General features: G+C 76.2%; 9 protein-coding genes. 3 read left to right on the forward strand and 6 right to left on the reverse strand.

Annotation, left to right across the window (positions count from 1 at the left end; all coding sequences use genetic code 11):
- Positions 1-85 precede the first annotated feature (85 nt).
- The gene (locus AB0O29_RS30595) at positions 86-1696 is read right to left on the reverse strand and encodes a DUF6350 family protein (RefSeq protein ID WP_365158000.1); all 1611 of its coding nucleotides are present in this window, start codon (positions 1694-1696) and stop codon (positions 86-88) included.
- A 124-nt stretch (positions 1697-1820) separates the two neighbouring features.
- Here AB0O29_RS30595 and AB0O29_RS30600 point away from each other — a divergent pair, with 124 nt between their 5' ends.
- Positions 1821-3362: a helix-turn-helix domain-containing protein gene (locus tag AB0O29_RS30600; protein ID WP_365158003.1), complete on the forward strand. Its 1542-nt coding sequence runs from the start codon at positions 1821-1823 to the stop codon at positions 3360-3362.
- A 94-nt stretch (positions 3363-3456) separates the two neighbouring features.
- Here AB0O29_RS30600 and sucD read toward each other — a convergent pair whose 3' ends face one another.
- The 5 genes from sucD to AB0O29_RS30625 form a co-directional block, all read right to left on the reverse strand.
- Positions 3457-4347 (reverse strand): succinate--CoA ligase subunit alpha, encoded by an 891-nt coding sequence (gene sucD / locus AB0O29_RS30605; RefSeq protein ID WP_365158006.1) that lies wholly within the window; start codon positions 4345-4347, stop codon positions 3457-3459.
- 21 nt (positions 4348-4368) lie between these two features.
- On the reverse strand, positions 4369-5547 hold the full coding sequence (gene sucC / locus AB0O29_RS30610; RefSeq protein ID WP_365158009.1) for an ADP-forming succinate--CoA ligase subunit beta: 1179 nt from the start codon (positions 5545-5547) through the stop codon (positions 4369-4371).
- Positions 5548-5813: 266 nt separating this feature from the next.
- Positions 5814-6980 (reverse strand): VWA domain-containing protein, encoded by a 1167-nt coding sequence (locus tag AB0O29_RS30615; protein ID WP_365158012.1) that lies wholly within the window; start codon positions 6978-6980, stop codon positions 5814-5816.
- 223 nt (positions 6981-7203) lie between these two features.
- Positions 7204-9486: a DUF5682 family protein gene (locus tag AB0O29_RS30620; RefSeq protein ID WP_365158014.1), complete on the reverse strand. Its 2283-nt coding sequence runs from the start codon at positions 9484-9486 to the stop codon at positions 7204-7206.
- Positions 9483-10589: an AAA family ATPase gene (locus tag AB0O29_RS30625; RefSeq protein WP_365158017.1), complete on the reverse strand. Its 1107-nt coding sequence runs from the start codon at positions 10587-10589 to the stop codon at positions 9483-9485. The genes AB0O29_RS30620 and AB0O29_RS30625 overlap by 4 nt, the downstream gene beginning before the upstream one ends.
- Positions 10590-10723: 134 nt before the next feature.
- On the opposite strand from AB0O29_RS30625, the gene AB0O29_RS30630 reads away from it, so the two are divergent.
- Positions 10724-12064 carry an SWIM zinc finger family protein gene (locus AB0O29_RS30630; RefSeq protein WP_365158019.1) on the forward strand — a complete coding sequence of 447 codons (1341 nt, stop codon included), beginning with the start codon at positions 10724-10726 and terminating at the stop codon, positions 12062-12064.
- 293 nt (positions 12065-12357) lie between these two features.
- A partial coding sequence (locus AB0O29_RS30635) for a DUF5691 domain-containing protein (protein WP_365158022.1) occupies positions 12358-13967 on the forward strand: 1610 nt, incomplete at its 3' end.

Genomic DNA, 13967 nt, shown 5'->3' on the forward strand with positions numbered 1-13967 from the left:
CGATCTTGGGCCGCTGCGCCCAGGCCGCCGGCGGCGCCGGACTGGTGACGGCTCTCGCCCCGCGCAGCGGCGCCGCCGCCCCCGCTCAGCCCTCCGGCCGCCGCCGCGCGAGCACCCGCGCCCCCACCACCCCCGGCACCAACGGCCCGCCCTCCACGGCACCCTGATCCGGCGCCACGTCCCCCTCCACCGCAACCTCCCCGGCCGGCACCTCCACAGCCCCCGCGACCTCCGCAGGAGCAGCGGCCTCCGCACCCGCCCCCGGAGCACCCTCCGGAGCCGCCTCGGGGCCCGCCTCCGGGCCCGCCTCCACCCCACCCGCGGGAGCGACGATCGGCAACGCCGCCTCCCGCAACACCGCCCACCGCAACTCCCGCACCCCCGAGTCGTGCCACGCGTCCCCGCCCACCGCACCCCCGGCGGAGCCGACCGGCCGGTTGCGGAACCCGTGCACCCCCACCGCCACCGGCACCGCCAGCACCGCCACCCACGCCGCCGCGGCCGCGCCCGCCGCCCACCACACCGGCCCGAACGCCGCCAGCGCCCGCGTCCCCAGCGCCCCCGCCGACGCCGCCGCCAGCCCGGCCATCGCCAGCCCGCACACCACCGCCCCCAGCACCGCCGTCAGCGCGGTCTCCCCGTACGAGACCTCCCGCGCCCGCCGCACCGCGAACCACCCCACCACCAGCCCCGCCGCCACCGGCACCCCGGCCGCCGCCCAGGTCAGCGGCGTCCCCGCCCCCTCCGGCGGCAGCGCCGCCAGCAGCGGGAACCTCGGCAGGGCCGCCGCCCCCTCGAAGCCGAGCGGGGTCGCCGTCGCCCCCGTCCCCACCGCGAACCCGGGCCCCAGCCCGTACGCGGCACCCCACACCACCGCGTTCGGCACCAGCGTCACGGCCAGCAGCAGCACCGCGAACCGCCCCGACCACACCCCGGTCAGCGTCAGGAACGAGGACTGCACCTCCCCCGCGTGCCACACCAGCGAGGCCCCGACCAGCACCGCGCCCCCGCACAGCAGGACGAGCGCCCCCGCCGCGCCCGAGCGCAGCGCCAGCGCGTACCGCGGCCGGGCCACCGCCCGGCGCACGCTCCCCGGGACCCAGCCCGGCAGCGGCCCCGTCGGACGCCCCTTCGCCGACCACACCCCGCCCGCCGCGGCGAACACCGCCACCAGCGGAAGGTGCCAGGCGGCGCTGATCGGGTCGGCCGGCATCGGCCCGCCGGCCGCGTACAACGTGGCGAGCGCGCCCACGGCCAGGTAGCCGCAGAGCACGGCGGAGAACACCGCGCTCGCCGGCAGCACCTCCTCCGCCTCCGCGTCCGTCCTCCGGCCGACCCCGGACGCGCTGCCCAGCCGGGCCGCCCGCCGCATCAGCAGCACGGGCAGCGCCACCAGCAGCAGCGGGGTCACGCCGACGGGCGCGGGCACCCCGGAGAGGGTGTCGTAGCGGACGAGTTCGGTCCCGTGGGCCATCAGCCACAGCCCGGCGGCGAGGTGCAGCGCCCCGCCGGGGCCGCTGTCGGGGTAGGGGGAGCTGATCCACAGCACGATCACGAGCACGGCGAGGAAGCCGAGCCCCAGTCCTGCGGCCACGGCGCCGCCCAGCACGCAGGCGGCGGCCGCCGGTGAACGGCGCGGCGCCCGGGCCTGCGGGGCCGCCGGCAACGGGGCCCCGCGTTCGATCACTTGGGTCACACCGTCATGGTGCCAACGACACGCGCTATGGGTGAGTAACAGGCGATTGTCCGTTGTGTCGCCCAATATACGTTTATGTACTTTATCGCCCAGTGCTGTGCTGCCAGGTCGCGGGGAGTGTGACATGACACCAGACGTCGAGACGGGCTCCCACTCGGAGCGGGGCCTGCCGCCCCCCAAGGAGCGCCGCCGGCTGCGCGAGTCGGGCGAGCTGACGCACGAACAGGTCGCTTCGGAGCTGGGGGTCACCGCCGGCACGGTCCGCTCGTGGGAGACGGGCCGTACGGAGCCGGGCGCGCGCTCGCGCGAGGCGTACGCGGACCTCCTGGACCGCCTCGCGCGCGCGGGCGCGAGCCGGCCGGCCGCCGGGCCGAACACCCGCCCCCGCCGCGCCGCGAAACGCGCCCCGAAGCCCCCGTCCGCCCCGCCCCGCCACTCCCCCGCCCACCCCGCCGGCGCCCCGGCGGCGGACACCCTCCGGGCCCACCCGACGGACCCCCCGCCACCCCCCGCCCCGCCGACGACCACCCCCCGGACCCACCCGACGGACCCCCCGCCGCCCCCCGCCCCGGCGGCGGACACCCCCCAGACCCACCTCACGGCGGACACCCCGTCAGCCCCCGCCGCCCACCGCCCCGTCACGCCCCCGGAGCCCCCCGCCCCCTCCTGGGCCCTGAGGGACGCCCCGGCGCCGCCCCCCGCCCCGGACCCTCCGGCCCACCCCCCGGCGGACCCCGCCCCCGCGGCCGCCGACGCGCCGGAGCAGCGGGCGGCGGCCGGCGACGGGGCGCACGCCGCGCCGCCGCCCGAGCCCGCACACCCTCCCGGCGGGGTGCGGCGGCCGGCGCGGCCCGCCGAGGCGTTCGACGCGCTGTACGGCTACTCCGCCCCCTCCCTGGTCCGCCAGGTCTACCTCCTGACGGGCCGTCGCGGCCTAGCGCAGGAGTCCGTGGAGCGGGCGTTCCGTCAGGCCTGGGCGCAGTGGCCCGAGGTGGCCACCGACCCCGACCCCGTGGGCTGGGTACGCGCGGCCGCGTACGAGTACGCGCTCTCCCCCTGGCGCAGGCTCCGCCGGGCGCACCGGACCCTCGGCCGCCCCGACAAGGCCCCCGCCGACCCCAACGACCGCATCCTGCTGGGCGCCCTGCTGGCCCTGCCGCCCGCCCACCGCCGGACCGTGCTGCTCTACGACGGCGTCGGCCTCGACCTGCCCGACACGGCCGCCGAGACCGAGGCCAGCACCCCCACCACCGGCAACCGGCTGCTCCACGCCCACGCCGACCTCGCCGCCCGCCTCCCCGGGCTGGCCGGCGTCCCCCCGGAGCAGCAGTCGGCCGTGCTGCGGGCGTGGCTCGGCGCGGTGCGGCCCGCCGTGCCGCTGGATCCGCCCCCGGCGGCCAGCGTCCGCACGGTCAGCGAGCTCCGCGCCCGGCGCTGGGCGCGGGCCGCGCTGGTCCTGACCGCGGTGATCGCCGTCGCGACCGGGTACACCACCGTCACCGCGCCGGACCACTACGTGGCGCCGGTCGCGCCGGGCACCGGGGTCTCCGGGGTCCCGGCGCTGGCCGGCCCGCCCCGGGTGACCGAGACGAGCCGGGCCCTCCAGGACAAGCTCCGCGCCGATCCGGCGGCCGGCCCCCACCGGATCCACCCGTCGCTGGAGTGAGCGGCCGGCCCGGAAGCCGGAAAAGGGCGTGGCCCGCACCCCGAGGGGTGCGGGCCACGCCCGTACAGCGGTACTGCCGGGAGATCCCGAGCGCCTACTTCGCGGCTTCGAGGATCTCGCGCGCGAGCTTGGCCGTCTCGGTCGGCGTCTTGCCGACCTTGACGCCGGCGGCCTCGAGGGCCTCCTTCTTGGCCTGTGCGGTGCCAGAAGAGCCGGAGACGATGGCGCCGGCGTGGCCCATGGTCTTGCCCTCGGGGGCGGTGAAGCCCGCGACGTAGCCGACGACCGGCTTGGTGACGTTCTTCGCGATGAAGTCCGCCGCACGCTCCTCGGCGTCGCCGCCGATCTCGCCGATCATGACGATGAGCTCGGTCTCCGGGTCGGCCTCGAAGGCCTCCAGGGCGTCGATGTGCGTGGTGCCGATGACCGGGTCGCCACCGATGCCGACGGCGGAGGTGAAGCCGATGTCGCGCAGCTCGTACATCATCTGGTAGGTCAGCGTGCCGGACTTGGACACGAGACCGATCTTGCCGGGCTTGGTGATGTCGCCCGGGATGATGCCGGCGTTGGACTGGCCGGGGGTGATCAGACCCGGGCAGTTCGGGCCGATGATGCGGGTCTTGTTGCCCTTGGCGGTCGCGTACGCCCAGAAGGCGGCGGAGTCGTGCACCGCGATGCCCTCGGTGATGACGACGGCCAGCGGGATCTCGGCGTCGATGGCCTCGACGACGGCGGCCTTGGCGAAGGCCGGCGGGACGAAGAGGACGGAGACGTTGGCGCCCGTCTTCTCCATCGCCTCGGCGACGGAGCCGAAGACCGGGACCTCGGTGCCGTCGAAGTCGACGGTCGTGCCGGCCTTGCGCGGGTTCACGCCGCCGACGATGTTGGTGCCGTCAGCCAGCATCAGCTTGGTGTGCTTCATGCCCGTGGCACCGGTCATGCCCTGGACGATGACCTTGCTGTCCTTGTTGAGGAAGATAGCCATGTGAGTCTGTGACCTCTGCCCTTACTTCGCAGCCGCGAGCTCGGCGGCCTTGTCGGCCGCACCGTCCATGGTGTCCACGCGCTGCACCAGCGGGTGGTTGGCGTCCGAGAGGATCTTGCGACCCAGCTCGGCGTTGTTGCCGTCGAGGCGGACGACCAGCGGCTTGGTGACCGCCTCGCCCTTGTCCGCGAGCAGCTGGAGGGCCTGGACGATGCCGTTGGCGACCTCGTCACAGGCGGTGATGCCACCGAAGACGTTGACGAAGACGGACTTGACGTCCGGGTCGCCGAGGATGATCTCGAGACCGTTGGCCATGACGGCGGCGGAGGCGCCACCGCCGATGTCCAGGAAGTTGGCGGGCTTGACGCCGCCGTGGTTCTCACCGGCGTACGCGACGACGTCGAGGGTGCTCATGACGAGACCCGCGCCGTTGCCGATGATGCCGACCTCACCGTCGAGCTTGACGTAGTTGAGGTTCTTCTCCTTGGCGGCGGCCTCGAGCGGGTTCGCGGCCGCGTGGTCCACGAACTCCTCGTGACCCGGCTGGCGGAACTCGGCGTTCTCGTCCAGGGAGACCTTGCCGTCGAGGGCCAGGATGCGGCCGTCCTTGGTCTTGACCAGCGGGTTGACCTCGACGAGGAGCGCGTCCTCGGCGACGAAGGTCTTCCACAGGGTCACCATCGCCTCGGCGACACCCTCGGCCACGTCGGCCGGGAACTTCGCCAGGGCCACGATCTCGCGGGCCTTGACGATGTCGACACCGTCAACCGCGTTGACCGGAACCTTCGCGAGGGCCTCGGGGGTCTTCTCCGCGACCTCCTCGATGTCCATGCCGCCCTGCACCGAGGCCATGGCCAGGAAGGTGCGGTTGGTGCGGTCGAGGAGGTACGAGACGTAGTACTCCGCCTCGATCTCCGGGGACAGCTCGGCGATCATCACCTTGTGGACCGTGTGGCCCTTGATGTCCATGCCGAGGATGTCCGTCGCGCGGGCGACGGCCTCGTCCGCGTTGGCGGCGAGCTTGACGCCGCCGGCCTTGCCGCGGCCGCCGACCTTCACCTGGGCCTTGACGACCGACTTGCCGCCCAGCTTCTCGGTGGCCTCGCGAGCCGCCTCAGGCGTGTCGATCACTTCACCGGCCAGCACCGGTACACCGTGCTTGGCGAAGAGGTCCCTCGCCTGGTACTCGAACAGGTCCACGCGCGTCCGTCCCTTGTCTTCAAAGATTCGCAGTGATTCGCGGTTTGTCTGCTATCTGCGTGGGCGTGCCGCGGAGGGCAACGTGACGGCGCTGTCACTGGGTAGGCGCACACGGTGACCGTGGACGCGGCATGTCCGTCTCGCAGGTTATCCCCGAGGGCCGTAGGACCCTAAATCACAGATCACACCTGAGCGGTGATACCTGTCACAGATCGCCTCACCGCGGAACTGCGAGTTCGTGTGATCCGCCGATTCACGGCGGCCCCTCACGGGACCGGCAGGGGGCGCTTCTCCAGCGCGGCCGCCATCACCTCCGGGAACAGGTCGGGGGTGCAGGCGAAGGCCGGGGCGCCCAGTGCGGCGAGGGCCGCCGCGTGCTCGTGGTCGTAGGCGGGGGCGCCCTCGTCGGACAGCGCGAGCAGGGCCACGAACTCCACGCCGGCCGCCTTCATCGCGGCGACCCGCTTCAGCATCTCGTCGCGTATCCCGCCCTCGTAGAGATCACTGATCAGGACCACGACCGTGTCGGCAGGACGGGTGATCCTCGACTGGCAGTAGGCGAGGGCGCGGTTGATGTCGGTGCCGCCGCCGAGCTGGGTGCCGAAGAGGACGTCCACCGGGTCGTCGAGCCGGTCGGTGAGGTCGGCCACCGCCGTGTCGAACACGACCAGGCGGGTCGCTATCGACCGCATCGAGGCCAGCACCGCCCCGAAGACGGAGGCGTAGACGACGGACGCCGCCATCGAGCCCGACTGGTCGATGCAGAGCACCACCTCCTTCTTCACGGCCTGTGAGGCCCGGCCGTATCCGACGAGCCGCTCGGGCACGACCGTGCGGTGCTCGGGGAGGTAGTTCTTCAGGTTCGCGCGGATCGTCCGGTCCCAGTCGATGTCCCGGTGGCGGGGGCGGCTGATCCGGGCCGACCGGTCGAGCGCGCCCGTGAGGGTGGCCCGGGTCCGGGCCGCGAGGCGCTCCTCCAGCCGGTCGACCACCTTGCGGACGACGGCGCGGGCCGTCTCCCGCGTGGTGTCGGGCATGGCCTTGTTCAGCGACAGCAGGGTCCCGACCAGGTGCACGTCCGGCTCGACGGCCTCCAGCATCTCCGGCTCCAGCAGCAGCGCGGACAGGCCGAGCCGCTCGATGGCGTCCCGCTGCATGACCTGGACCACCGGGGCGGGGAAGTACGTACGGATGTCCCCGAGCCACCGCGCCACCCTCGGCGCGGACCCGCCGAGGCCCGCCGTCCGCTCCCCCGTCCCCCTGCCGTCGGCGTCGCCGGCTCCGGCTCCGTAGAGCGCGGCCAGCGCCCCGTCCATCGCGGCGTCGCGGCCGCTGAGCGTCCGGCCCGTCCCGTCGCCGTCACCGCCGCCGAGGACCATGCGCCAGCGCCGCAGCCGCTCGCCTCCGGCGGTCTCCACGCCGCTCTCCGTCATCTGCCGATCCCCTTCGACTCGTCGCCGCTGCGCGGGGCGTCTCCCCGCCCCGCCCTTTCTCCGTTTCCCGGGGCGGGCCCCGGACCCCGATACGGGCCGCTCCGCGCCCGGTGGGCTCAATCGCCGCGCGGGCGGGAATTTCGCTGCGCGAAATCCAGCCGCGCAGGCGATCGCCGAGCCCGGATCCAGCCCCGCCGGGGGCACCTCCCAGCGGTAGCCGAGGTCACGCCGCCCCCAGCAGCCGACGGGCCACCTCCGCCGCCGCGGACGCGCGGGCCGGGTCCAGGGCGGGGGCGAAGCCCTCGGGGGCCGGGCCGGCGCCGGTGGGGGTGGTCCGCCGGCCCGGGCCGCGGCGGGCCAGCTCGCCCAGGGTCCGCCGCACCCCCGGCTCGTACGCCCCGAACGTCCGCCGCAGCAGCGGCAGTACGTCGACGAAGGCCCGCTCGGGGACCGCCACCAGCCAGGCGTCGATCAGGCCCAGCAGCCGCTCGTCGTGGACCAGCAGCGTCCCGCCGCCGGAGCCGCCGCCCGCGAACCCCTCGATCCAGCCCGCCGCGTCGGCCGGCGGGACCGCCGGGGACAGGGCGAGCCCCATCAGGCGGGCCGTCTCCTCCGGCGGGAGCCGCCCGTCGTCCAGCAGCAGCCGCACGGCCCGGCCGCGTATCAGCCCGGGCACGGTCTCCCGCCCGGCCAGCCTCCGCAGCACGGCCGACCACCGCTCCCGCAGCCCCCCGTCCGCGTCGGCCAGCAGGGCGACCGCCCCGTGCACCCCTTCCAGATGGCCCCGCAGCTCCGCCGCCCCGTCGGCGTCGAGCCCGGCCGCGCAGGCCGGCGGCAGGGCCACGCAGATCCGCTCGGCCAGCCCGGCCGCGACCCTGCCGAGCGCCGCCGAGTCCGTACCCCGCACGTCCCCGTACCGCAGCGAACGGGCCAGCGCGGGCAGCGCCTTCGCCAGCCGCGCCACATCGGTGTCCAGCGCCGCCAGGTCGGCCAGGGCCCGCAGCACGGCGGGCAGGGCCCGAGACAGCCCGGCCAGCAGGCACCGCTCGGCCAGCGCCGTGACCTCCCCCAGCTCCCGGGCCCCCGCCGCCTCCGCCTCGGCCCTGGCGGCCGCCGCCCCGGGCACGGTGGTGCCCCAGATCCCCGCCTCGGCGACCCGCACCGACAGCTCCGGCTCCCAGCGCAGCCGCCAGGTCTCCCGGAAGGTGCCCGTCCCGCCCCGGGAGGCCGCGGGCACGCCCCAGTCGACCCCGAGCATCCGCAGCCGGTGCAGCAGCAGGGACTTGGCCGCGTCGGCCTCCTTGCGCAGGTCCAGCTCCAGTTCCCGGTCCCGGGCCTCCGCCTTGAGCCGCAGCGAGCGCTGCCGGCGGGTGAGGTCCCGCTGGAGCGGTACGGCGGGCGCCGCGTCCGGGACCTCGCCGAGCACGTCCCCGACGACGAGCCGGTCCTCGACCAGCGCGAGCGGTACGTCGGAGCCGTCGCACATCACGGCCCGCACCGCCTCCAGGGTCTCGGCGAGCCCGGGCACCGGCCGTCCCCGCACGGCCGCCAGGGTCTCGGCCAGCCGGACCGCCTCGATCACATGGGACGGGGAGACCTGCCGGTCCTCCTCCCGCAGCAGCCCGGCCACCTTGGTCAGCCACCGCTCGACCGGCCGGTCCCGGGCGGCGAACAGGTGCGCGTACCAGCCGGGAGAGGCGACGCCCGCGCCGTATCCGCCGGCCCGGGCGAGCCTGCGGTGGGTCCAGGGCACCCAGGTGGTCTCCACCTTGGTCCGCGGCAGCCCGGTGAGCAGCGCCCTGTCCGCGGCGACCGTCGCCCCGGCCCGCAGCGCCGGAACGTGCCAGGCGCCGCACACCACCGCGTAGTCGTCGCCGAACTCCCGGCGGGCGGCCCGCATCCGCTGCCGCATGTACGCCTCGCGGACCAGGTCGCGGGGGCGGTCGCCGTCCCGGTGGGCCTCGCGCAGGGCCCCCATGGCCTCTCCGAGGGCCGCGAAGGCGGCCAGCGGATCCCGCGCTCCGCCCCGGTGCTCGACCACGTCCTCCCACCAGTGCTCCGCGTCCTCGTACCCGGCGACTTCCGCGAGCACGGCGAGCGGATCCACGGGCGGCACGGCGGCACCGCCCTCCGCCTCCTCCCCCGGCCGGGCGGCGGCCCCCTCCCCCTCCGGTGCGGCCAGCGTGTGGGCGGCGGGGAGGTCGATGAAGCGGACCGGGACCTCCCTGGCCTGCGCCCAGCGGATGGCGACCCACTCCGGGGAGAAGCCGGCCAGCGGCCAGAACGCGGCCCGGGACGGATCGTCCGCCGCGTGCGCGAGCAGCGCCACCGGCGGGCGCATGCCCGGGTCGGCGGCGAGCGCGAGCAGCGCGTCCCCCTCGGGCGGGCCCTCGATCAGCACGGCCCGCGGCTGCGCCCGGTCCAGCGCGGCCCGCACCGCCCGCGCCGAGCCCGGGCCGTGGTGGCGGACCCCCAGCAGCAGCGGCCCCGCGCCCCGCGGGCTCATGCCGTCACCTCCCGGCAGGCGCGGTAGAAGTCCTTCCAGCCGTCCCGCTCGCGGACGACCGTCTCCAGGTACTCCTGCCAGACGACCCGGTCGGCGGCCGGGTCCCGGACGACGGCGCCGAGGATCCCGGCGGCCACGTCGGAGGGGCGCAGGACGCCGTCCCCGAAGTGCGCGGCGAGGGCCAGGCCGCCGGTGACCACGGAGATGGCCTCGGCGGTGGACAGCGTGCCGCTGGGCGACTTCACCTTGGTGCGGCCGTCCCCGGTGACCCCGTCGCGCAGCTCGCGGAAGACGGTGACGACCCGGCGGATCTCCTCCAGCCCCTCGGGCGCGGCCGGCAGGTCCAGCGCGCGGCCCATCTGGTCGACGCGGCGGGCGACGATGTCGACCTCGGCGTCGGCGGTGGCGGGCAGCGGCAGGACGACGGTGTTGAAGCGCCTGCGCAGGGCGCTGGACAGTTCGTTGACCCCCCGGTCGCGGTCGTTGGCGGTGGCGATGAGGTTGAAGCCGCGCACGGCCTGCACCTCCTCGCCGAGCTCCGGTATGGGGAGGGTCTTCTCGGACAGGACGGTGATGAGGGTGTCCTGGACGTCGGCGGGGATGCGGGTGAGCTCCTCGACGCGGGCGGTCATGCCCTGGGCCATGGCCCGCATGACGGGGCTGGGCACGAGGGCTTCGCGGCTCGGGCCGTCGGCGAGGAGGCGGGCGTAGTTCCAGCCGTAGCGGATGGCCTCCTCGGGGGTGCCGGCCGTGCCCTGGACCAGCAGGGTGGAGTCCCCGCTGACGGCGGCGGCCAGGTGCTCGGAGACCCAGGTCTTGGCGGTGCCGGGGACGCCGAGCAGGAGGAGGGCGCGGTCGGTGGCGAGGGTGGTGACGGCGACCTCGACGATCCGGCGCGGGCCGACGTACTTGGGGGTGATGACCGTGCCGTCGCCGAGGGTGCCGCCCTGGAGGTAGGTGGCCACGGCCCAGGGGGAGAGTTTCCAGCGGGCCGGGCGGGGCCGGTCGTCGGCGGCTTCCAGGGCTTTCAGTTCGTGCGCGAAGGCGTCCTCGGCGTGCGGGCGCAGTGCCTCGGTACCGGTGCCGTTCCCCTGCGTGCTCATGGTCCCCCTCCAGTGCTCGGCAGCCGCTCCCGACTGCTGTACCCACCGTGCACCATGCCACTGACAACACCCCGTGTACGGGGCGTCGTTGCAGGTCAGGGCGATTGTCAGTGGGGGTCTCTACGGTGGTTCCCATGACTGAGCAGGGGGTCCGCTGGACGGCGGAACAGGTACTGGCTCTGGCTCCTGACGACGCGTCGCGGAAGGCGGGGGGCAGGCTGGGCGGGGCGGGTCCGTGGTCGCAGACCGGAGATTCCGCTTCCGGTTCGGTGTGGGGTTCGTGCAAGGGCAGCGGCAGCACGCCGTACCGGACGGTCGTCGACCTGGCGGGGCCCGCGTACAAGTGCTCGTGTCCGAGCCGGAAGTTCCCGTGCAAGCACGCGCTGGGGCTGTTGCTGCTCTGGTCGGCGCAGGGGCTGGGCGATCCGGCCGAGGCGCCGGACTGGGCGGCGGAGTGGCTGGCGGAGCGTGCGGCGAAGGCCGTGCGGCCGGCGGCCGGTCCGGTGGACGCCGCGGCGGCCCGCAAGCGGGCCGAGCGGCGCGCCGAGCGGGTCGGCACGGGGGTGGCCGAGCTGGAGCGGCGGCTGGCGGACCTGCTGCGCGGCGGCATCGCCGGGCAGGGTCAGGCGGGGTACGCCCCGTGGGAGGAGACCGCGGCCCGGATGGTCGACGCCCAGGCGCCCGGACTCGCGGCCCGGGTAAGGGAGTTGGGGACAATACCCGGTTGCGGCCCCGGCTGGCCCGCCCGGATGCTTGAGGAGTTCGCGCTGCTGCACCTGCTGGACCGGGCCTGGCTGGGGGTGTCGGGGCTGCCGGAGCCGCTGGCCGCGACCGTCCGGAACCGGGTGGGGCTGCCGTCCTCGGCCGAGGGGGAGACCGTCCGGGACCGCTGGCTCGTACTCGCCCAGTACGACTCGGTGTCCCCGGACGGCCGCCTCACCACCCGCCGGACATGGCTGCGCGGGCTGGAGGGCGGACGGCCGGCAATGGTGCTGGACTTCGGACCGCCCGGGCGGGCGCCGGGGCTGGCGCTGCCCGTCGGACTGGTGCTGGAGGCGGAAGTCCGCTTCCGGCCCGGATCGGCGGGGCTCCGGGCGGACCTGGGGGACCGCACCGCGGCCGCGGCGGCGGACCTCGTCCCGGCTCCGGCCGGGGTGAGTACCGGTGAGGCCCTGGAGGCCTACGGGGGCGCGCTGCGGGAGGACCCGTGGCTCGACTCCTGGCCGGTGGTGCTGGGCCCGGTGGTCCCGATACCGGGTGAGGCGGGTGACGGGCCCTGGCAGCTCGCGGACGCGGAGGGGGCGTCCGCACTGCCGGTGGCACCCGGCGGGGGCCGTTCGCGGTCCGCGCTGTGGCAGCTGGCCGCCCTCTCGGGCGGCGGTCCGGTCACGGTGTTCGGCGAGTGCGGCCACCGCGGCTTCACTCCGCTGACGGCCTGGCAGCCCGGCTCGTCCGAGCCGGTGCCGCTGGTCTGACGAAGGGCGCGAACCAACCGAAAACGCAGGGGGCCTGGGGGGATCCATGCCGTCTCGCAGACCGACATGGAGGACGCGGAGGCGCGGGGGCGCCGACGCGCTGACGAGAAGCCGGGGGGCTTTCATGAACGACAACCACGCCAGCTGAACGGGGTTCGTGCGGCACGTCCGAGGCTCCGGCCCCGCGGAGGGGGCGGGACCGGAGCCCGCGCCGGCACGAACGACGACCGACGACGGACCGACGAACGACGAACGACCGACGACCGCTGGGGACTGACGAGGGAGGGGGCCTGATGGGCCGGGCCGACGAGGGATACGCGGACGCGGACTGGGAGGAGCTGGTCACCGCCGCGCTGCTGGGCACCGAGCGGCGGGGCGGCACACCGGAGGCGCTGCTCGACGCGGCGGCCGTCCGGACGCTGGGCCGCCGGGCCGGGCTGCGGCCCGCCCCGGCGGCCCGGCGGCCGGACCCCGCGCCACGGGATCCGCGCCCCGAGCCGCCGGAGGCCGCCCGGCGGCGCCTCGCGCAGCTGCTCGCGGGCCGCACGAGCGCGGGCGGGTCCGGGCGGCGGGGGGCCGCCCCGGATCTGACGGAGCTGCTCCCGCAGTGGCTGGCCGCCGCCGGGCGGCACGGCTACCGGGCGCCGTCGGCCCTGGTCCCGGCGCTGCTGGACGCGGCCCGGGCCCGTACGGACCTGCGTCCGCAGGCGCTGGCCCTGGCCGGGGCGCGGGGGCTCTGGCTGGCCCGGCTGAATCCGGAGTGGCGGTTCGCGCTGCGCGGAGCGGCGGGCGGCGCCGGGGAACTGCCCGACCCCGGCGACGGGGAGGCGGTGGCCCGGCTCTGGGAGGAGGGGCTCTTCGCGGAACGGGTCGCGCTGCTGGGCGGCGTACGGGCCCGCGACGCGGCGGCCGCGACCCGGCTGCTGGCCGGCACCTGGGCCACCGAGCGGGCCGAGGACCGGCTGATGTTCCTCGACTCGCTGCGGGCGGGGCTGTCGATGGCGGACGAGCCCTTCCTGGAGGCGGCGCTGGGCGACCGCAGCCGCAACGTCCGGGGGACGGCCGCCGAACTGCTCTCCGCGCTGCCGGAGTCGGCGCTGGCGGGGCGGATGGCGGAGCGGGCGCTGGCCTGTGTCGGCCCCGAGGCCGTGGAGCCGCCGGCGGAGTGCGACGCGGGAATGCTGCGCGACGGGGTGGTCAAGCGGCCGCCCGCGGGGCGCGGGGAGCGGGCGTGGTGGCTCGGCCAGGTGGTGGAGGCGGCCCCGCTGTCCCGGTGGCGCGAGCGGTTCGGGGGGCTGGAGCCGGCGGAGATCGTGGCGCTGCCGGTGCCGGGGGGCTGGGCGGAGGAGATACACGCCGCCTGGTGCCGGGCGGCGGTGCGCCAGCGGGACGCGCGGTGGTCGAAGGCGCTGCTCGGCGCGGCGTCCGCGCCGCCGGCGGCGGGGCCGGGCACGGCTTCGCTCGCGGAGCGGGCCAAACTGCTGGAGACCCTGCCGGAGGGGGAACGGGCCGAGTGGGTCGCCGGGTTCGTCCGGGCGCACGGGCTGTCGGAGGCGTTCCAGCTGCTGGGGGTCTGCCGGGTGCCGTGGGCCGGGGCGCTGGGGCGGGCGGTGGTGGACGCGCTGGACGCCGCGCGGATCGCGGGGGGCTACCCGTGGAGCTTCAGCGGGGTGATGGGGCTGGCCGAGCGCTGCCTCGATCCCGCGGAGGCGGGCCGGCTGGAGGGGCTGGTGGACGCCGTCGAGGTGGCGGACGAGGGGGGTGGGGCCGCCGCGTACTGGGCGGAGGCCTTCCAGCGGCTGGTGGCCACGCTGCGGCTGCGGGCCGCGATGCTCTCGGAGCTCGCGCCGGGCGTCCTTGCCGGCCGCGTCCAGCGTGGTCAGGTCGGGATGGTTGACGGTGT

It is taken from the genome of Streptomyces sp. NPDC089915, from assembly GCF_040684675.1.
GTDB lineage: Bacteria > Actinomycetota > Actinomycetes > Streptomycetales > Streptomycetaceae > Streptomyces.

Coding starts and splice junctions, on each gene's coding strand:
- sucD (WP_365158006.1), bottom strand. CDS start 4,347: ATGGCTATCTTCCTCAACAAGGACAGCAAGGTCATCGTCCAGGGCATG.
- AB0O29_RS30630 (WP_365158019.1), top strand. CDS start 10,724: ATGACTGAGCAGGGGGTCCGCTGGACGGCGGAACAGGTACTGGCTCTG.
- AB0O29_RS30600 (WP_365158003.1), top strand. CDS start 1,821: ATGACACCAGACGTCGAGACGGGCTCCCACTCGGAGCGGGGCCTGCCG.
- AB0O29_RS30620 (WP_365158014.1), bottom strand. CDS start 9,486: ATGAGCCCGCGGGGCGCGGGGCCGCTGCTGCTGGGGGTCCGCCACCAC.
- AB0O29_RS30615 (WP_365158012.1), bottom strand. CDS start 6,980: ATGACGGAGAGCGGCGTGGAGACCGCCGGAGGCGAGCGGCTGCGGCGC.
- AB0O29_RS30625 (WP_365158017.1), bottom strand. CDS start 10,589: ATGAGCACGCAGGGGAACGGCACCGGTACCGAGGCACTGCGCCCGCAC.